This is a genomic window from Microbacterium sp. M28 (assembly GCF_025836995.1).
Classification (GTDB): Bacteria; Actinomycetota; Actinomycetes; order Actinomycetales; family Microbacteriaceae; genus Microbacterium.
The window spans coordinates 2,656,856-2,674,967 of record NZ_CP107546.1 but is presented as its reverse complement, the minus strand read 5'-3'; the positions used below and the strand labels follow the sequence as shown (position 1 = coordinate 2,674,967).

At 70.0% G+C, this 18,112-nt stretch carries 20 protein-coding genes and 1 tRNA gene; 16 read left to right on the top strand and 5 right to left on the bottom strand.

Annotation, left to right across the window (positions count from 1 at the left end):
• Positions 1 to 45 precede the first annotated feature (45 nt).
• Positions 46 to 1,101 (bottom strand): LacI family DNA-binding transcriptional regulator, encoded by a 1,056-nt coding sequence (locus OED01_RS13070; RefSeq protein WP_264155718.1) that lies wholly within the window; start codon positions 1,099 to 1,101, stop codon positions 46 to 48.
• Positions 1,102 to 1,154: 53 nt separating this feature from the next.
• Entirely contained in the window at positions 1,155 to 1,403 is a 249-nt protein-coding gene (locus OED01_RS13065) for a hypothetical protein (RefSeq protein WP_264155717.1), read from the bottom strand.
• A 107-nt stretch (positions 1,404 to 1,510) separates the two neighbouring features.
• Between OED01_RS13065 and OED01_RS13060 the strand changes: the two genes are divergently transcribed.
• The 5 genes from OED01_RS13060 to sufU all read left to right on the top strand — a co-directional run bounded on the left by OED01_RS13060 (position 1,511) and on the right by sufU (position 4,975).
• Positions 1,511 to 1,852, top strand: a complete 342-nt coding sequence (locus tag OED01_RS13060) for a DUF6804 family protein (RefSeq protein WP_264155716.1) — start codon at positions 1,511 to 1,513, stop codon at positions 1,850 to 1,852.
• A gap of 1 nt (position 1,853) precedes the next feature.
• Positions 1,854 to 2,789, top strand: coding sequence for a helix-turn-helix domain-containing protein (locus OED01_RS13055; protein WP_264155715.1), 936 nt, complete (start codon positions 1,854 to 1,856; stop codon positions 2,787 to 2,789).
• A gap of 100 nt (positions 2,790 to 2,889) precedes the next feature.
• Entirely contained in the window at positions 2,890 to 3,201 is a 312-nt protein-coding gene (locus OED01_RS13050; protein WP_264155714.1) for a DUF7882 family protein, read from the top strand.
• Positions 3,202 to 3,230: 29 nt separating this feature from the next.
• Positions 3,231 to 4,532 (top strand): SufS family cysteine desulfurase, encoded by a 1,302-nt coding sequence (locus tag OED01_RS13045; protein ID WP_264155713.1) that lies wholly within the window; start codon positions 3,231 to 3,233, stop codon positions 4,530 to 4,532.
• On the top strand, positions 4,529 to 4,975 hold the full coding sequence (sufU, locus tag OED01_RS13040) for a Fe-S cluster assembly sulfur transfer protein SufU (RefSeq protein ID WP_264155712.1): 447 nt from the start codon (positions 4,529 to 4,531) through the stop codon (positions 4,973 to 4,975). The genes OED01_RS13045 and sufU overlap by 4 nt, the downstream gene beginning before the upstream one ends.
• Positions 4,976 to 4,981: 6 nt before the next feature.
• Here the strand turns inward: sufU and OED01_RS13035 are convergent, their stop codons facing one another.
• Together OED01_RS13035 and OED01_RS13030 are read right to left on the bottom strand one after the other, a co-directional pair.
• Positions 4,982 to 6,598 (bottom strand): MFS transporter, encoded by a 1,617-nt coding sequence (locus OED01_RS13035; RefSeq protein ID WP_264155711.1) that lies wholly within the window; start codon positions 6,596 to 6,598, stop codon positions 4,982 to 4,984.
• Entirely contained in the window at positions 6,595 to 7,344 is a 750-nt protein-coding gene (locus OED01_RS13030; protein ID WP_264155710.1) for an ion channel, read from the bottom strand. Before OED01_RS13030 ends, OED01_RS13035 begins: the two co-directional genes overlap by 4 nt.
• 188 nt (positions 7,345 to 7,532) lie before the next feature.
• Between OED01_RS13030 and OED01_RS13025 the strand changes: the two genes are divergently transcribed.
• From OED01_RS13025 to OED01_RS12990, 8 genes are all read left to right on the top strand, one after another.
• Positions 7,533 to 8,402, top strand: a complete 870-nt coding sequence (locus tag OED01_RS13025) for a sulfurtransferase (protein ID WP_264155709.1) — start codon at positions 7,533 to 7,535, stop codon at positions 8,400 to 8,402.
• 64 nt (positions 8,403 to 8,466) lie between these two features.
• A complete protein-coding gene (locus tag OED01_RS13020; protein WP_264155708.1) occupies positions 8,467 to 9,126 on the top strand; it encodes a GntR family transcriptional regulator in 660 nt (219 codons plus the stop codon).
• Positions 9,127 to 9,139: 13 nt separating this feature from the next.
• A complete protein-coding gene (locus OED01_RS13015; protein WP_264155707.1) occupies positions 9,140 to 9,385 on the top strand; it encodes a hypothetical protein in 246 nt (81 codons plus the stop codon).
• Positions 9,382 to 10,254, top strand: coding sequence for a hypothetical protein (locus OED01_RS13010; protein ID WP_264155706.1), 873 nt, complete (start codon positions 9,382 to 9,384; stop codon positions 10,252 to 10,254). Before OED01_RS13015 ends, OED01_RS13010 begins: the two co-directional genes overlap by 4 nt.
• 35 nt (positions 10,255 to 10,289) lie before the next feature.
• Positions 10,290 to 10,853 carry an asparagine synthase gene (locus OED01_RS13005; protein WP_264155705.1) on the top strand — a complete coding sequence of 188 codons (564 nt, stop codon included), beginning with the start codon at positions 10,290 to 10,292 and terminating at the stop codon, positions 10,851 to 10,853.
• Positions 10,854 to 10,927: 74 nt separating this feature from the next.
• A tRNA-Arg gene (locus tag OED01_RS13000) sits at positions 10,928 to 11,000 on the top strand.
• Between the two features lie 96 nt (positions 11,001 to 11,096).
• The gene (locus OED01_RS12995; protein WP_264155704.1) at positions 11,097 to 12,572 is read left to right on the top strand and encodes an L-serine ammonia-lyase, iron-sulfur-dependent, subunit alpha; all 1,476 of its coding nucleotides are present in this window, start codon (positions 11,097 to 11,099) and stop codon (positions 12,570 to 12,572) included.
• Positions 12,572 to 13,327, top strand: a complete 756-nt coding sequence (locus OED01_RS12990; protein ID WP_264155703.1) for an AAA family ATPase — start codon at positions 12,572 to 12,574, stop codon at positions 13,325 to 13,327. Before OED01_RS12995 ends, OED01_RS12990 begins: the two co-directional genes overlap by 1 nt.
• 7 nt (positions 13,328 to 13,334) lie before the next feature.
• Here the strand turns inward: OED01_RS12990 and hrpB are convergent, their stop codons facing one another.
• The gene (hrpB, locus tag OED01_RS12985) at positions 13,335 to 15,893 is read right to left on the bottom strand and encodes an ATP-dependent helicase HrpB (protein WP_264155702.1); all 2,559 of its coding nucleotides are present in this window, start codon (positions 15,891 to 15,893) and stop codon (positions 13,335 to 13,337) included.
• A 51-nt stretch (positions 15,894 to 15,944) separates the two neighbouring features.
• Between hrpB and OED01_RS12980 the strand changes: the two genes are divergently transcribed.
• From OED01_RS12980 to OED01_RS12970, 3 genes are read left to right on the top strand one after another with little or no spacing between them, the layout of a single operon-like run.
• Positions 15,945 to 16,541, top strand: a complete 597-nt coding sequence (locus OED01_RS12980; protein WP_264155701.1) for a TetR/AcrR family transcriptional regulator — start codon at positions 15,945 to 15,947, stop codon at positions 16,539 to 16,541.
• 45 nt (positions 16,542 to 16,586) lie between these two features.
• On the top strand, positions 16,587 to 17,342 hold the full coding sequence (locus OED01_RS12975; protein WP_264155700.1) for an ABC transporter ATP-binding protein: 756 nt from the start codon (positions 16,587 to 16,589) through the stop codon (positions 17,340 to 17,342).
• Complete coding sequence (locus tag OED01_RS12970) at positions 17,339 to 18,073, top strand: ABC transporter permease (protein ID WP_413231586.1); 735 nt, start codon at positions 17,339 to 17,341, stop codon at positions 18,071 to 18,073. The genes OED01_RS12975 and OED01_RS12970 overlap by 4 nt, the downstream gene beginning before the upstream one ends.
• Positions 18,074 to 18,112: the final 39 nt, after the last annotated feature.

Sequence of the window (18,112 nt, the reverse complement as noted above, 5' to 3'; positions counted from 1 at the left end):
GCCCCCACCCCTCCGGTATCCTGGAAGTGCGGGCAGGGGATGGTTCTACGGGCGCGCTGGCCTGTCGTCTGCAGGAGCCGTGGACGCCCTGACCACCAGCTCGGTCGGCAGCGGATGCGGAGAGATCGCATCCTCCCCGCGCAGCAGCCCGAGCAGGGTCGCCGCCGCCGCTTCGCCCTTCGCGTCGATGTCCTGGCGGACGGTGGTCAGCGGTGGAGACACGCGTGACGCGATCGGATTGTCGTCGAAGCCGATGATCGAGATCTGCTCGGGGACGCGCAGGCCACGTGCCTTCGCGCGCTCCATGACCTCGAGGGCGGCGAGGTCGGAGAACGCCAGGACGGCGGTCGGCGGGTCATCGAGCATCCGTTCGATCCGCTCGGTCAGGAGATCGTCGATCGCGAGGCCGGGGGTGCCGATGAGGATCGGATCGATTCCGGCCCGTTCGAGCGGAGCCATCCAGCCCGCCATCCGCCCCGCGATGGTCGTCGACGGCGTCTCGAGCGGGATCGTCGACGCGAGGGCGTCGTCGGCATCCAGTGCGGCCAGGACGATCGCGATGCGCGTGTGCCCCAGATCCACCAGGTGCTGAGCCGCCTGGCGTGCGCCGGTCGTATTGTCGAGGGCGACATCCGGCACGCCGGGGTGCGGTGAGCCTTCGACGTTCACGATCGGCAGTCGGCGTTCGCGCAGCGCCGTGAACGCGGACGTCGCGGGATCGCACGAATAGACGATGGCGCCGTCCATCGCGATGTCGCGGGCCGGAACCACACCGTCATCGCCGGACGAATGCAGCAGCACGAGGGAGTATCCGGCGTCGGCCAACGAGCCGGCGACCGCGCGGACGAAGCCCACCGCGACGTCGTCGGTGAACGCGTCCCGTGCCGAGTTCGTCAGCACCATGCCGATCACTCCGGTGCGGCCGCGTGCGAGAGCACGCGCTGCCGGGTCGGGCCCCGCATAGCCCAGTTCCTCCGCGGCGATCAGAATCCGAGCACGCAGGTCTTCGGAGAGCTGGTCGGGTCGGGAGAAGGCGTTCGAGACCGTCATGCGGCTGACGCCGACGTGCTCGGCGATCGTCTTCAGCGTCACTCGCGCCACGTCGACCACCTCCGTGCCTATTCTGCCCGAGCGAGGCGGCAGATCAGGCGACGTCAGCACGGATCGGGCGCGGCGGCGACGCAGTCGGGTCGGCGGGGCTCGATGGCCTCCGCCAGCCGCCGGATGCAGCGGGCGAGCGCCATCCGGACGCGTCTGCTCCGATCCGCTCTGGACCGGGCGGCCAGGACGCGGTCCCGCTCGCGCAGCGCGTCGATGCGTCGTTGTCGGTGCGGATCCCGCGCGCCTTCCGGCGCGGCCTGGCGCTCGGTCAGGACGAGGGTCGTGATCGCCTGATGTTCCATCGGGAACCCCTTCTGTAGCGGTACAGAAGAGACGGTACTATACCGGTACAGAAAACGCCAGGGCTCCACAGGGGACCGGATCGCTGCCCACCTGGGAGACTGGATGCATGCACGCCTCCCGTTCATCGGAACCGCCACTCCAGCGCAACGCGCTCGCGCCGGGCATCCTCGCCGCGATCGCCCTGTTCCTCTCACCGCTCGTGCCGGACGGCTTCGGAGCGACGATCGTCCGCTTCGTCGTCACCATCCTGGCGCTCATCGTCGCGTGGTTCGCCGTCCAGGCGGGACAGTGGTGGTGGACCATCGTGTTCATCGCGGTGGCCGTGTTCTGGAATCCGATCTTCGCGGTCGAGGTGGACTACGGGGTCTGGGCCGTGGCCGGCGTCATCGGCGCCCTCCTGTTCCTCGCGGCGGGTGCGACGATCAAGAATGCGCGGATCGAGTCCTAGCGTGCAGTCGGTCCTCAGATTCCGCTCCCGGGATGTGGAGCGCGTGGAGGAGACCTGGCAGCAGTTCGTCCCCTCCGCGCAACTGCAACGCGCAGACCGGCGCGACTTCCGCTTCGACTGGGCGTCGGCGTCTCTTCCGGAGATGTCGGTGGTGCGCTACGAGCTCGCCGCCGGCGTCGCCTCGGTCGTCGAACCGGAGGCACAGATCCTCGCGTGCCGGGTGACGGGCGGCGATGCCCAGGTGCAGTCGTCGAAGGGGCCTCTGCCGCACGGCAGCGCGTGGATCACGGACGGCGAGCCCGTGAGCGCCCGGTGGGACGGTGCGGCGACCGTGCGCGCGCTCATCTTCGACCGCGAGGCCGCGGAGCGCTGTGCACGCCAGATCTCCGGTGACGATCGACTCACGCTGACGATCCGCGATGCGTCCGTGCGCGATGCCGACGCGGAGGAGCTCTGGAATCGGACGTTCGAGTACGTGCTGTCCGCGCTCGGATCGAGCGCGGCGTCGGACGAGGTGCTGCGCGCCTCGCTCGAGCGCCATGCGCTGACCGTGACGCTGAGCGCGTTCCAGACCTCGTTCCGCGACACCATGGAGCGTTCCCCGCAGACCAGGGCCGCGCCCGTGTCGGTGCGACGCGCACTCGCGTTCATCGAGGCCAACGCGCACGAGCCCGTGACGGTCGACGACGTGGCGCGGGCGGTGCACATGTCGACCCGAGGGCTGCAGCGCGCGTTCCAGCGGGCGCTGGACGCGACGCCGGGCGAGATGCTGCGGCGCGCACGTCTCGCCGGGGCCCGGAGGGACCTCGAGCAGACGGATGAATCGGTGGCGAGCATCGCCCGGCGCTGGGGCTTCTCGCACCCGTCGCGATTCGCCGCGTACTTCCGTGCCGAGTACGGGATGCTGCCCGGCGTTGTCGCCCGTCTGCACCGCTGAGACCGCGCACCATGACAGCACGCGCACCGGATGCGTCGTCAGACGGATGCCGAGCGGGGCGATGGCGGCGACGCGTGTCCCGCGGCCATAGCCTTGCCCGATGGGACAGTTGCACTACGGTGACGCGGCGAAGCCGATCTGCATCGAGGATCGGGCGCTCGCGCATCTGAAGGTCGTCATCGCGACGAAGTTGCGCCGCAATGAGAGCTTTACGCTGTCATGGCGGCATCCGGACGGGGAGTCCGCCGGGCGATCGACGATCTGGCTGCACCCGTCCATCCCGCTGCGTTTCGTGTTCGAAGAGCCGGAGCCACCCGAGCTCAGCCCGACCTGGATCACCGACCTCGCGAACTCGGCGAACTCGACCGGAGGCATCACGCTCGTCGAAGAGCATCTCGAAACCGTCGGCTGAGTGCCCCCGGCGGGTGAGAAGCTAGAAGGATGAGCTTCTCGACCACCGACGCGGACGCGCTGACCGATGCCGAAGTGCGACGGATCGCGGCGGATTTCCCGATCCTCGGCACCGAGGTCAATGCGCACCCGCTCGTCTACCTCGACTCGGGTGCCACGTCGCAGCGCCCGCTGGCGGTGCTGGACGCGGAGCGCGACTACCTGCTGAGCCTGAACGCCGCCGTGCACCGAGGGGCGCACACGCTCGCGGCCGAGGCCACCGAGCTCTTCGAGGACGCCCGTGCCACCGTCGCGGGTTTCATCGGCGCCGACGAGGGCGAACTGGTGTGGACATCTAACGCGACCGAAGCCGTCAACCTCGTCGCATACGCGATCTCGAACGCGTCCGTCGGGCGAGGGGGAGCGGCGGCCGAACCGCTGCGGATCGGTCGCGGCGACGAGATCGTCACGACCGAGATGGAGCACCACGCGAATCTCATCCCGTGGCAGGAGCTCGCAGCGCGCACGGGGGCGAACCTGCGCGTCATCCCCGTCGACGACGACGGCGCACTGCGGCTCGATGAGCTCGACGAGTACATCACCGAGCGCACCCGGCTCGTCGCCGTCACCCACGTCTCCAACGTGCTCGGCGTGGTGAACCCCATCGAACGGTTGGTCGCAGCAGCGCACGAAGTGGGAGCGCTGCTCCTGCTGGACGCCTGCCAGTCCGTGCCGCACCTGCCCGTCGACGTGCGGGCCCTGGATGTCGACTTCGCCGTGTTCTCGGGGCACAAGATGCTCGGCCCGACCGGGATCGGCGCTCTGTACGGCCGGCGATCGCTGCTCGAGGCGATGCCGCCGTTCCTCACGGGCGGCTCCATGATCACCACCGTGTCGACGACCGATGCGGAGTACCTGCCACCGCCGCAGCGCTTCGAGGCCGGCACGCAGCGCGTCTCGCAGGCGATCGCGCTCGCCGCGGCCGTGCGCTACCTCGACGGGGTGGGGATGCCGAGGATCGCCGCCCACGAGTCCGAGCTCGGCCACCGTCTGGTCGACGGGCTGGGCGCGATCGACGGGGTGCGCGTCCTGGGCGCCGGCATCGACCTGCCGCGTGTGGGTCTCGCGAGCATCGACGTCACCGGCATCCACTCGCACGACCTCGGCCAGTTCCTCGACGACCGCGGCATCGCGGTCCGTGTGGGGCATCACTGCGCCCAGCCGCTGCACCGCCGCCTCGGGGTCACGTCCTCGACGAGGGCGAGCACCTATCTCTACAACACGACCGACGATGTGGACGCCGTGATCGACGGCGTCACCGCGGCCATCGACTTCTTCCGGAGGGTCCGATGAGTTCATCCGATCTGCAGAACCTGTACCAAGAGCTCATCCTCGACCATTCGCGCACGCCGCACGGATACGGGCTGCGCGATGCGGTCCCGTCGCAGTCGCACCAGGTCAACCCGACCTGCGGCGACGAGATCACCCTGCAGGTGCACCGCGCGGACGACGGCACGATCGAGGCCGTGGCCTGGGAGGGGCACGGCTGCGCGATCTCGCAGGCCTCTGCATCGCTGTTCGCCGAGTTGGTCGAGGGGATGCCGCAGGCGGACGTCGAGCGGCGCATCGACGTGTTCAGGGAGGCGATGCGCTCGCGCGGCAAGATCGAACCCGACCCCGAACTGCTCGGCGACGCCGCGGCCCTCGGCGGCGTCTCGCGATACGTCGCCCGCGTGAAGTGCGCCATGCTCGCCTGGGTGGCGGCGGAGGACGCGCTGCGCAAGCTCGACGCCTGAGTCCGCCTACCCGGTGGCGACCGGATCGCGTCGGCGTTGCACGGGTCGGTCCGCGGGTATGCCCCGGGAGAACAGCAAAGACAGCGCGCTGATCGCGATCAGCCCCACGAAGGCCACGCGCAGTGACGCCAGCTGCGACTCGCGGTAGATCTCTGACAGCGCTGCGGCGTCGGCGTCATCCAGGCCGGCGTTCTTCGCCAGATCGTCGACCTCAGCGGCGGGCACGATGGTGACACCGGCCTCAGTCGCGGCGTAGACGACCGTCCTGGTCTCTTCCGGGAGACTGCTGGCTGCCACGCTCGATGTGAAGGACGTCGACAATGCTCCGATCAGCACCGAACCGATGAGCGCGGTGCCGAGCGACGAGCCGAGGTTCTGGAATACTCCCTGCAGCCCGCCGACTTCGCTGGTCTGCTGCTCCGTGACGCTCGACATGTTGACGTTGCCGAGTTGGGAGGCCAACAGCCCCAATGCGCTGCCCGCCAGGAACATGCCGAGCGCGAACATTGCGCTGCGCAGATCCTCAGTGGCGGCGCCGAGCAGCAGAAAGGCACTGCCCAGGAGAACGAGCTGCCCGATTCGTACGATGCGTCTGGGAGACCATCGCGTGGACAACCGCGTGCCGACGATGGAGAACAGGATCAGCGAGATCGACAGCGGGAAGATCTTGACCCCGGTCTCGAGCGCATCTAGTCCCAGGGTCATCTGCAGGTACACCGGCACCATGAAGAAGAGTCCGGCAGTGACGGCGTACTGCGCGCCGAGCACGGCGAGCCCGCTGCGCAGCGGCGTCAGGGAGAACAGCTCCACGTGCAGAAGCGGCGATCCGCCGCGCGCGACCAGGCGGCGTTGACGTCCGACGAACAGCGCGATGAGCGCGCAGCCCGCGCCGAGGAACCACGTGGTCAGCGAGATCCCGAGTGGAGCGATCGGGACCCCGGCGATCACGGGCAGGTGCAGCGGTAGGACCCAGCCCCAGGACTTGCTCTGCAGCATGCCGAACACGACGAGGACGAGGCCTGCGGAGGACAGCAGGATGCTGAGAAGATCGATTCGCATGGTCTGACGTTCGGTCGCGTCGGTGATGATGCGCGCGAACAGTACGACGATGATCATGATGACGACCTCGGCGACGAAGACGTAGCGCCAGTCGAAGTACGTGGTCACGAATCCGCCGATGAGTGGACCGGCCGCGACGGCGGCACCCGAGACCGCCCCGATGGCCGCGAACGCGGTGACGCGATCGCTCCCGCGGTAGTTGTCCGCCACGAGTGCGGCGATCGCGGGGATCACGAGGACGGCACCCAGACCTTCGACGATCGACCAGCCGAGGAAGAGCGTCTGCACGTTGGGACTCACCGCCGTGATGAGCGAACCGATCGCGTACACACAGGATCCGATCACGAAGGCACGGCGTCTGCCCCACACGTCCCCGAGCTTTGCGCCGAGCAGCATGAATGCCGCCATCGTCAGCGTGTAGAAGGTGATGGCAGCCTGCATGGCCGCCACGCTCGTGCCGAGGTCAGCGACGACAGTGGAGATCGAGACGTTCATCACCGTTCCGTCCAGAACCATGACGAACTGCGCGAGACCGAGCACGATGACGACATTCCATCTCTTCACGGTGCGCTCTCCTTCGGCGACGTGGGCCGGGGGTCGGGTGCTGCGATGTCCGCCGGCGTCCGCGTTCCTCGCATGATCCGGGCGACGGCCGTGATGAGGAAGAGCTGGCCGGTGATCGCCTCGGCGACGGCGATGGTCTGCACACCGGGACCGGCCGGCACGATGTTTCCGAAGCCGGTCGTCGTGAGGGTCGTGAAGGAGAAGAACAACTGCGCCGACAGCGAATCGGGACTCGCGTCACCGAAGATCGGGCCGCCCCCAGCGAGACCGATCAGGTTGTAGACGAAAGTGAAGAACATCCCTACCAGGGCGTAGGCGGTCAGAGCGGCCAGCAGTGCTTCGAGATCGAGACCGCGGCGATGCACCTGGTGCGCGATGATCGCCGCGGGCGCGATGAGGAACGCGATGGCCGATGCCGCCGCGAGTCCGATGTCGAGGGCATGGCCGCGCGTATCGAGAAGCTGCGTACCGACCGCAGCCAGGCCTGCGACGCTGAGCACGAGCCAGGCTATCCTCTGGACGATTCTGGCGGCACCCGTGATCCGAAGGGTGACAGCGACCGTCACGAGCTGGACGAGGAACGCGATCGCGCTCGGGTCCGTCGTAGGCTCAGCCGCGCAGAGTCCGTAGGAGATGACGAGCAGAACGAGGACCAGCCAATAGCCGGTGCGCCAGCCGGATCCCGGCCCGGACACGGTTTGGATCCATCTGCGTGTCGCCCCACGGGTCGCCGTGCTCTCTTCCATGCCCGCTCCTCGCTGCCGGTGAGTGGCGAGCCTGTCATCGGCGATATGAGGCGAGTATCGCAGTAACGGGGGTGCGAGTTCCAGATGCTGTCGCGAACGGCCGATGCCGTATGACGCCGTGTGTCGTCACGTGAAGCGCGGTGTCACCGTCCCGTGACGGCCCGAGCCGGCACGCGGATCATGGGGCCATGAGCAATCTCGTCAGCCCGGCGCAGCTGATCCATCTTCAGCGACGCGCCGAACACGGTGAGGGTCCGACCGTGCGGATCCTCGACGTGCGCTGGCGCTTGGACCGTCCGGAGGGGCGGCCCGAGTACGTCAGCGCCCACCTCCCCGGTGCCGTGTACGTCGACCTCGAACACGAACTCGCCGACCGCGGGCAGCCGGAGCGGGGGAGGCATCCGCTGCCCGCGATCGAGACCCTGCAGGTCGCCGCCCGAGGGTGGGGCCTGCACGACGAGGACATCGCCGTCGCGTACGACGACAACCGCTCAGTGGCGGCCGCTCGGCTGTGGTGGCTGCTGCGCCGCGCAGGCGTCGACGTTCGGGTGCTGGACGGAGGTATCAGGGCATGGGTCGCCGAAGGGCTGCCGCTGGAGTCGGGGGACGTTCTGCCCGAGCAGGGCGATGTCGTGCTCACGGCCTCGGAGGAGGGCCAGATCGGACGGGAGGAGATCGAGGCGTTCGCCCGCTCCGGCATCCTGCTCGATGTCCGCACGCCGGAGCAGTACAGCGGCGCGCAGACCTCACTGGATCCGGTCGGCGGGCACATCCCTGGTGCGATCAATCTGCCCGCTATGGCTGTCGTCGACGGGGACGGGCGTCTGCGGCATCCGGACGCCCTGCGTCGCGTCTTCGCCAGCGTCGGGGTGCGGCCGGACACCGAGGTGGCTGTCTACTGCGGTTCCGGTGTCGCGGCCATGCACACGGCGCTCGCGCTCGACCGAGCCGGAATCCGCGCCGTGGTCTATCCGGGTTCGTGGAGCGAGTGGTCGAATCAGCGCGGGCTGCCGGTGGCGATCGGCATCCTCCCGAACGGACGACTCACCGCGGTCTGACGCCTCGAGCCCGCTCTGGGATACCAGAGTGGTGCAATCCCCGGTCAGGTGGGAGAATCCATCCATGGCGGGGGCGGGGGGTGCAGAGCTGGAATCGGCGCGCGTGACGCGTCTGCTCCGCAACGACATCATGCTCGGACGCCGCGCCCCCGGATCCCGCCTGATCGAGCGCGACATCGCCGCCGAGCTGAACGTCTCCCGGTTGCCCGTTCGCGAGGCGATCCGCGCACTGGTCGGCGAGGGCATCGTCGTCGCACGCCCGCGGTCGTGGGCGGTGGTCCGCGAGTTCAGCGAGCGCGACATCCAGGACTTCGCCGAAGTGCGCGAGGCGCTCGAGACGCTGATCTTCGAGTTCGCGGCCGCGCGTCACGACGAGAGCGGCATCGCCAGGATGAGGGCCGCACTCGAGCAGGAGCGGGCCGCGGTCGCGGAGGGCGACGTCCTCGCGGCGCGTGCCGCAGCGGGCGAGTTCCACGAAACCGCGACGACGATGGCGGACAACGACATGCTGAGGGAACTCGTCGCCGTCTTCACGACGCGGCTGCGGTGGCTGTTCGGTCAGTACGAGAACCTCGCCGAGATGCTGGCCGATCACGAGGCGCTCTTCGCGGCGATCGAAGCGCGGGATGTGCCGCTGGTCCGGGACGTGCTGCCGCGTCATCTCGCCCGCGGGCGGGATGCGGCCGAGCGCCGGCTGCGCGAACCGTCCCGGTCGCCGGACTGAGACGGGCACCGCGATGCGTATCCTCTCGTTCGTGCTCGGTGGGGTGCTGCTCCTCGCCGGGGCAGGCGCGGTGGTGCTGGCGGACCAGCAGCGTCAGGACGCCGTGGATCAGGCGCGGACTCAGCTGGAGGATGCCGGAGCGCGGCTCGATTCGGCACGCGCGGCCAACCGAGAGCTGGCGGAGGAGCTCGCGCCGCTGCGTCTCGCGGTCGCGGAGCTCGAAGAGCGGCTGGCCGACACCGAGGGGTTCCTCGAGTGAAGCTGCGACGCGTCATCGCGGTCGCGGTGGCCGCCGGGGTGCTGCTGGGGGCGGGGCTCTCGGCCAGGGCCGCCGAGCTGGAGGGGCAGCGCGAGGAGCTGCTCGCTCAGGCCGGCGAGGTGGCCGCGCAGGCGGATGCCGCCGAAGATCGCACGCATTACCTCAGCGGCACGATCGCGTTGGCGGAGGACCAGCGGGACGCGCTTCAGGCGCTGGCCGACGCGCGCCCCGCGTTCGTCGACCAGCTCACCGCCCTGGCCGCCGCGTTCGAGAACGCGCAGGGCAAGGTGGACGTCAGCGATGAGCGGGTCGCCGCCGTATCGGCCCAGCAGACCGTCCTCGCCGAGCGCCGCGCCCCGGAGACGATCGCCGCGGCGACCGCGACGATCCAGGCGCTGACCACGAAGGTGGATCAGGACGTGGCTGCCTGGGATCGGGGGCAGGTGGCATCCTCATCCGCCACGGGAGCGTCGTGGGCGGCGAGCGGACCGGACGGGTACGCCAGGGTGCGCGCGGCGCTGGACCTCGTCGGCGGCGGCGGGGTCGGCCTGTTCGAGTCGTCGTCGTGCGCCGGCGGCACGGCGCCCGCGTGCGCGAACAGCGACGGGTTCATCAAGTACCGTGCCGACGTCGCGACGTGGAGCGAGGGCCGGCTGAACTGGGCGATGGCGCACGAGCTCGCGCACATCCACCAGTTCCGCGTGTGGGGGACGCTGAACGATTCGCGCGCCTATCGGGACATGTTCGGCGGCGATCCGGAGTTCCTGGCCAACTGCATGGCGGTCGTGCGCGGGTATCCGGGGTCCGTGGGGTGCGATCCGGCTCAGCAGGCCTGGGCATCCGGCATCTGGGTCGGCGCCGTGCGGTGACGCCGGGCCGGTACGATTTCAGGAAGGAGGTCGACGTGGGTCGCACAGGGGATGCCATCGCGGAAGGCGTGGCGATCGCCACGGCCGCCACGCGGCTGGCTGTGAAGAATCACATCCTGGTCGGGACCATCGCCCAGGGCGGCGTGTTCGACACGGATCGTTACCTCCAGGACGCGCGCGAGGCGCTGCTGGCGATGGCGAAGGAGTCCGAGGATGCCGCGGCTCTCGTGACCCAGCTCCGCAAGCGCGCCAGGGGCAGGCACTCGGATCCCTCCGGAACCCACGACTACCGCGACCGCGACGTGCGCAATCTCCGTCGGCGCGCGCGGCAATCGACGGGGGTGGCGACGCGGTTGCGCGCCATGGCCGAGGACGACGAGAAGATGCGCGCTCTCGTCGAGGAGGCGCGCTCGGCCGCCTGGGCCGACGTACGCCACAACCTCGACCGTCGGCTGCGGGTCGAGGGCATGCGTCCGGATCAGGATCCCGACTACGAGACCATGCGCGAAGCGCGGATGCAGGCACTGCGTCTCGTCGATCTGCAAGCTCTCTCGTCGGAGCAGCGTGCACGCCGCAAGCGCGAGTCCGAGTCGGCCTGACCTCGATTCGCTCCGGCGGGAATCCTCATGTATTCTTGTCGACGGCCCGGAAAGCGTTCTGCGGAACAGGCCATGCGCCCGTAGCTCAATGGATAGAGCATCTGACTACGGATCAGAAGGTTAGGGGTTCGAGTCCCTTCGGGCGCACACTGTGTTGAGACAGTACGGAAACCCTCGTCGCGCAAGCGACGGGGGTTTTCGCTTTGGTGCTCCGCTTCATGATCGTCGGCGTAGCCTGGACACGTGTCTGCGTACGTCTCCGCCTTCGACCTCTTCTCCATCGGTGTGGGGCCGTCGAGCTCTCACACGGTCGGGCCGATGCGTGCGGCTCTCGACTTCGTCCGCCGCACTCCGCTGGATGCCGTCGCGCGCGTCACGTGCACGCTGTACGGGTCGCTCGGAGCGACCGGCATCGGGCACGGCACTCCGGATGCCGTCGTGGCGGGTCTGCGCGGACTGAGCCCGGAGACGTGCGACCCGGCGCAGGTGCGCCAGGCATGGGCTTCGTATCCCGAAGGCGCGCCTCTGCTGCTCGGCGGCGTGAACCCGATCGCTTTCCGCAAGGAGGACATCGAGTTCGCTCCGCGGACCCGCCTGCCGGGGCATCCGAACGCCATGACGATCGTCGCGCACGACGCGGATGCCGTGGTGATCGCCGAGGAGACCTACTACTCGGTCGGGGGCGGATTCATCCGTCGCGACGGCGAGGACGCGCAGATCGCCAGGAGCGAGCTGCCGTTCGCGTACCGCGATGCCGCCGGACTGCTCGCACTGTGCGACGAGCACGGACTGACCATCGCCGAGGTCGCGCGGCGCAACGAGACGGCACTGCGCCCGGAAGCCGAGGTCGCCGCCGGTCTCGACGCGATCTGGGATGCGATGGCCGGTTGTGTGGATGCGGGCCTGCACGCGGACGGGGTGCTGCCTGGCATCCTCAAGGTGAAGCGCCGCGCCGCGGCGATCCGCGCACAGCTCGAGGCGGCAGAAGCCGACAGCGGGCGCGAGATCCCCGGTGAGTGGCTCGGGGCCTTCGCGCTCGCCGTGAACGAGGAGAACGCAGCGGGTGGCCGGGTCGTCACGGCGCCGACCAACGGCGCCGCCGGCATCCTGCCCGCCGTCGCGATGTACTGGTGGCGTTTCCTCGCCGACTCGGGTCTCGGATCCGGCAACGCGGTGACCCCGCACGGCGAGCTGGTCGGCAGTGCGCTGCTGCAGTCGCCCACAGAGCCGGTCGATGCGGAAGCGCTCGGAGAGGAGGCCGTCGCCGAGGCGAACCGTCGCCGCGGCATCCGGCGCTTCCTGCTGACGGCCACGGCGCTCGGATCGCTGTTCAAGGCGAACGCTTCCATCTCGGGTGCGGAGGGCGGCTGCCAGGCCGAGGTGGGCTCGGCCTGCGCGATGGCGGCTGGCGGCCTCACCGCGGTCATGGGCGGCACCAACAGGCAGATCGAGAACGCGGCCGAGATCGCGATGGAGCATCATCTGGGGCTGACCTGCGACCCGATCGGCGGACTGGTGCAGATCCCTTGTATCGAACGCAACGCGATCGCGGCATCCACGGCCGTCACGGCGGCGCGGCTCGCGCTCCGAGGCGACGGACAGCACTACGTCTCGCTGGATGCCGTGGTCGAGACGATGCGGCAGACCGGTCTGGACATGTCGACCAAGTACAAGGAGACCAGCGAGGGCGGCCTCGCGGTCAACGTGATCGAGTGCTGATGGACTCGATCTGGGAGCCGGGGAGTCGGCGCAGGCGCGAGCAGCCGGTGGTGGCGGTCCGACCCGCCGATGACGCGCCCGCCCCTGATGGCACCTGGCCGGCGAGCATCCCCGCGGTCGCGCAGGTGCTGAACGAGGGGATCGACCTCGCTGCGGGCGTGACCTTCCTCGTCGGCGAGAACGGAAGCGGCAAGTCCACGCTCGTCGAGGGGGTGGCGGTCGCGTACGGCCTGTCGCCGGAAGGCGGCTCGAGGCAGGCGATGCACAGCACGCGCCCGTCCGAGTCGCCGCTGTCGGACTGGCTCCGTCTGCAGCGCGGCGTCGGCGCGAGTCGGTGGGGTTTCTTCCTCCGAGCCGAGACGATGCACTCGTTCTACACGTATCTCGAGGAGAACCCCTCGATGAGTTCGCCGGACCTGACGTTTCACGAGATGAGCCACGGCGAATCGTTCCTCGCCCTGCTGGGAAGCCGGTTCCGCGACCCCGGCTTCTACTGTCTCGACGAGCCGGAGGCGGCGCTGTCGTTCCAATCCACACTGGCGCTGATCACGGTCCTGCAGCGGATCGTCGACGACGGCGGACAGGTGCTGTGCGCGACGCATTCGCCGGTGCTCGCCTCGCTCCCCGGGGCGCGCATCCTCGAAGTCGGCGAGTGGGGCATCCGCGAGGCGGACTGGGAGGATCTCGAACTGGTCCGGCACTGGCGGTCGTTCCTGGATTCGCCACCGCGCTATCTGAGGCATCTGCTCGGCTGAGAGGACGTCAGATCCCCGCAGCGCGGCGCTTCGTGTGGCGGGTCGGCTCGGCCGACCACGGGTCCTCCGGCCATGGATGCTTCGGATACCGGCCGCGCATCTCGGCACGCACCTGCGAGTACGGACCGGCCCAGAACGATGCGAGGTCGCCGGTCACCGCCAGCGGGCGCCCACCGGGGGAGAGCAGATGGAACAGCACCGGCACGCGCCCTCCGACCAGTCGCGGCGTCTCAGCCCAGCCGAAGCACTCCTGCAGCTTCACGGCCACGACCGGAAGGGCCGTCGCATCATCGACAGGCGGGTACGCCAGGCGAATCCGTGATCCGCTGGGCACCTCGAGGCGTTCGGGGACCAGAGCGTCGAGGTCGCTCGCCGCCGGCCACGGCAGCAGCCGTCGCAGCGCCGTGGCCAGGTCGATACGCGCGGCCGGCGTTCCTGTGGCCAGTGCCGACAGTTCCGGGCCGAGCCAGGAATCGAGGGCATCCAGGAGCGCGGTGTCCGCGACATCCGGCCACGGGGATCCGAGCTCGCGATGCAGCAGCGCGAGGCGCCGCCGCAGGCCATCCGCCGCGTCCGACCAGGCGAAGACTTCGAGCCCCTGCTGCTGCACGGCTCGGCGGACGGCATCGCTGCCGCCGTCGTCTGCCCGCACGCGAACCGGGACGGATGAGCGGACGATCGCACCGATCCGGCGCTCGCGGCGAGCGGCCACGCGGCCGTCGGAGAACTGCGCTTCGACGCGGTCCGAGACCAGAGGACCAGCGGCCTGCTCCGCCTGGCGCTCCGAGATGATCGCTGCGGAGCGGATGATCGCTCCGGTGCCGGCCGCCGCTCGGCCCTGCGCGCGGGCGACGTCGGCCACGGCGAGCCATTCGGCGCCTGCGAGCGGGCCGCTGATGCCCGCGCGCGTTCCCGACGTCAGGAGGAACACCGCTCCGTCCGCTGAATGATCCACCCGCCGGGCTATCCGCTCGGGAAAGGCGAGTGCGATCAGAAGACCGGTCGGATCCTCGTCCGCGCGCGCATCCGCGCGCCCGTGCACGAACGCCGAGAGGCGACGCACCTCCTGCTGCCACCGCCGCGCGTCGGCGCTCCGGCCGCTGCGCAGCGTCGAGAGCGCCGCCGCTGCATCGGCGTCGGCGATGCGGAGGTCGCTGCTCAGCAGGGCGACGACTTCGGCGGCGGCGCGTGCCCCGGCGATGCCCGTGCCGTGGCGGAGCGCGCGAGCGAGGCGAGGGTCGGTCGGGATGCGGGCGAGGCGTCGCCCTTCATCGGTCGTGCGGCCGTCGGCATCGACCGCACCGAGTCCGCGCAGGACGCCCACGGCATCGCTCAGACTTTCGGAGGGGAGTGGGTCGACCAGCCGAAGACCCGCACCGCCCGGCGCTCCCCAGCAGGCGAGCAGCAGTGCCGCGTCGGTGAGGTCGGTCGTCGCGATCTCCGGGACGGAGCGCGCGGGGGCGGCGGCGAAAGTGCGCTCATCGATGCACCGCACCACGACGCCCGGCCCTTCTCGAGTGGCGCGCCCTGCGCGCTGAGTCGCCGAGGCGCGCGACGTCGGGCCCGTCACCAGACCGCTCATGCGGCGCGCCGCGTCCCGTTGCGAGGCGCGCGAGAGGCACGTATCGACGACGAGCCGGACACCGGGAACGGTCAGCGACGATTCGGCGAGTGACGTCGTGACGATGATCCGCGCGGACTCATCGCTGTCGCGACCGCTGATCACGGCATCCTGCGCTGCGGCCGGAATCCGGCCGTGCAGTTCGCGGACGTCGAACTCGGCGGTGAGCTCTCGGATGCGGCGCGCGATCTCGGAGACCTCGCGTGCGCCGGGAGCGAAGACGAGGGCGTCCGCGGTCGGATCAGCGCGCACCATGCCGCGTTGCGCATCGACCGTCGTACGCGCGACATGGTCGAGGAATGCCCGCGTCACTCCCCGCTCGTCCAGGCGAGGGGCGGGGCTCGGCACCCAGCGCACCTCGAGCGGATGCGCGGGAACCGTCTCGGTCACGACGGGGGCGGGCGAAGCATCCGTACCGAGGACGGCGGCGAACCGCTCGGCGTCGAGCGTCGCCGACATCGCGACGACGACGAGGTCGTCGCGCAGTTCGCGCACCTCGCCGAGCAGGCCGATCAGCAGGTCCGTCTCCAGAGCGCGCTCGTGCACCTCGTCGATCACGACGGCGCCGACACCCTCCACCCCCGGATCATCGAGCAGTCGACGCAGCAGGACGCCGGCGGTGACGAACTCGATCAGCGCGGACTGCTCCACCTGGCGCTCGCCGCGGACGGTGAAGCCGACGCGGGATCCGAGTGCCGACCCGTCCAGCCCGGCGAGTCTTCGGGCCGCCGCCCGCGCGGCGACGCGCCGCGGCTGCGTCACGATCACCCGGCCACGGACGCGGCCGGCGAGGATCGGCGGGACGAGGGTCGTCTTGCCCGTACCCGGAGGTGAACTGACGACGACGGCGGTGTGACGGTCGAGTGCCGCGTGCAGGTCGGCGGATGCCGCGGCGAACGCGAGTCCGCGGCCGATTCTCGGCAGGTCGAACGGCGCAGTGGTCACACCTCCAGTCTCTCGCGTTCGCGGAACGCACCGCCGCGTAGGCTGATCGGCATGACCGAGCACCCCGCACCGCGGCGCCGCGGACGGCCGCGAGGGCGGTCGGACGCACGCGCACGCATCATCGCGGCGGCGGTCGACGAGTTCGCCGAGCGCGGGTACGACGGCGCGACGATCCGGTCGATCGCGGGACGCGCGGGTGTCGACTCGGCGCTCGTGCACCACTACTTCGGCACGAAGGCCGATCTCTTCGCCGAGGCCGTGGGGATGCCCCTGCGCCCTGATATGGACGTGCCGGCGATTCTCGCCGGCCCGCGCGAGGAGGTCGGGGAGCGGCTCGTTCGCTACATCCTCGAGGCGTTCGAGGACCCGGATGTACGACGTCGCGGGGTGATGCTCATGCGCACGGCCGTGGCCAGCAAGCTCACGACGCCGTTGCTGGCCGGGTTCCTCTCCCGCGAGCTGATCGGGCGGATCGCGCGGACTCTCGACGTGCCGGATGCCGAGCTGCGCGCCGGTCTCGTCGCGTCGCAGATCGCCGGGCTGCTGCTGACCCGCTTCGTGCTGAAGCTGCCGCCGATGGCCGGGGCGTCGATCGATGACCTCGTCGACAGGGTCGGACCCACGGTGCAGCGGTATCTCTTCGACTGAGCATGGCCCTTGACGCGCTCGCGGCCGAGGAGAACAATTCATCACATGGTGAATAACGCGGTCGAGGTCGTCGGACTCCACGTCCGGCGCGGGCGCACCCCGGTCTTCGACGGTCTGGATGTCGCGATTCCGCGCGGGCAGATCACGGGGCTTCTCGGACCATCGGGCTGCGGCAAGACGACGCTCATGCGGTCGATCGTCGGAGTGCAGCGCATCGCGTCCGGTACGGTGACGGTGCTCGGCGAGCCGGCCGGCGCGCGTCGGTTGCGCACCAGGGTCGCCTACGACACGCAGGGTGCCGCGGTCTACGCCGACCTGACCGTGCGGCAGAACCTGCGGTATGTGGCGCGCCTGCTCGGGGCCGCGCGCAGCGACGTCGACCGCGTCATCCGCGAGGTCGGGCTCGGCGATCAGGCGTGGCAGACGGTCGATTCGCTCAGCGGCGGTCAGGAGACGAGGGTGTCGCTGGCGATGGCCCTGCTCGGCTCTCCGGAGCTCATCGTGCTCGACGAGCCGACGGTCGGACTCGACCCCGTCCTGCGGGCCGAACTGTGGGCCATGTTCCGAGCGCTGTCGGATCGGGGTGTGACGCTGCTGGTGTCCAGCCACGTCATGGACGAAGCGCTGCGCTGCGACCGCCTGCTGCTCATGCGCGCCGGGCGCATCATCGCCGATACGACGCCCGCGGCGCTGCTGGCCGATACGCAGGCGGATGACCCGGACGCCGCGTTCCTGGCGCTGATCGAGCGCGACCAGCGGTTGCATGCGCGCCGCGAGCGGCGGACGGAGGGCGAATCGTGAACGGCGGGCGGATGGCCGCGACGGCCGGGCGGGTGCTGGCGCAGCTGCGGCACGATCCGCGGTCGATCGCCCTGATGCTGATCGCGCCGAGCCTGCTGGTCGGCCTGTTCGCGTGGCTGTTCAGCGATCAGGAGGGCGTGTTCGATCAGTTCGGGGGAGCGATCCTCGCGCTGTTCCCGTTCATCGTGATGTTCCTGATCGCGTCGATCACCACGCTGCGGGAGCGTCGGTCGGGGACTCTGGAGCGGCTGATGACGACGCCGCTCGGCAAGGCGGACTTCATCCTGGGCTACGCGCTCGCATTCGGGCTGATGGCGCTCGTGCAGGCGGTCGTCACGGTGTCGTTCGCGGTGTGGGTGTGCGGGCTGGGGGTGGACGGTCCGCTCTGGCAGCTGGGGCTGGTCGCCGTCGTGGATGCCCTGCTCGGCACGGCGTTGGGGCTGCTGGCCAGCGCGTTCGCGCAGACCGAGTTCCAGGCGGTGCAGTTCATGCCGTTGCTGGTGTTCCCGCAGATCATCCTCGGCGGGCTGTTCATGCCCCGCGACCAGATGCCGGACGTGCTGTATGCGATCTCGGACTGGTTGCCGCTGAGCTACGCGATCGACACGATCAACGCCGTCGCGGCCGGTGACGAGGGCTGGGACCTGTTCGGTCCGCTTCTGGTCGTCGTCGCCTTCGCGATCGGGGCGCTGGTGTTGGCGTCGCTCACGCTTCGGCGCCGAACTCCGTGACACGACGAAGGCGCCGGCCGCATGATCGCGACCGGCGCC

Excerpts from the sequence above, each read along its gene's own strand:
- OED01_RS13065 (WP_264155717.1), bottom strand. The coding sequence starts at position 1,403 with ATGGAACATCAGGCGATCACGACCCTCGTCCTGACCGAGCGCCAGGCC.
- OED01_RS13060 (WP_264155716.1), top strand. The coding sequence starts at position 1,511 with ATGCACGCCTCCCGTTCATCGGAACCGCCACTCCAGCGCAACGCGCTC.
- OED01_RS13050 (WP_264155714.1), top strand. The coding sequence starts at position 2,890 with ATGGGACAGTTGCACTACGGTGACGCGGCGAAGCCGATCTGCATCGAG.
- OED01_RS13045 (WP_264155713.1), top strand. The coding sequence starts at position 3,231 with ATGAGCTTCTCGACCACCGACGCGGACGCGCTGACCGATGCCGAAGTG.
- sufU (WP_264155712.1), top strand. The coding sequence starts at position 4,529 with ATGAGTTCATCCGATCTGCAGAACCTGTACCAAGAGCTCATCCTCGAC.
- OED01_RS13030 (WP_264155710.1), bottom strand. The coding sequence starts at position 7,344 with ATGGAAGAGAGCACGGCGACCCGTGGGGCGACACGCAGATGGATCCAA.
- OED01_RS13025 (WP_264155709.1), top strand. The coding sequence starts at position 7,533 with ATGAGCAATCTCGTCAGCCCGGCGCAGCTGATCCATCTTCAGCGACGC.
- OED01_RS13020 (WP_264155708.1), top strand. The coding sequence starts at position 8,467 with ATGGCGGGGGCGGGGGGTGCAGAGCTGGAATCGGCGCGCGTGACGCGT.
- OED01_RS13015 (WP_264155707.1), top strand. The coding sequence starts at position 9,140 with ATGCGTATCCTCTCGTTCGTGCTCGGTGGGGTGCTGCTCCTCGCCGGG.
- OED01_RS12990 (WP_264155703.1), top strand. The coding sequence starts at position 12,572 with ATGGACTCGATCTGGGAGCCGGGGAGTCGGCGCAGGCGCGAGCAGCCG.
- OED01_RS12980 (WP_264155701.1), top strand. The coding sequence starts at position 15,945 with ATGACCGAGCACCCCGCACCGCGGCGCCGCGGACGGCCGCGAGGGCGG.
- OED01_RS12975 (WP_264155700.1), top strand. The coding sequence starts at position 16,587 with ATGGTGAATAACGCGGTCGAGGTCGTCGGACTCCACGTCCGGCGCGGG.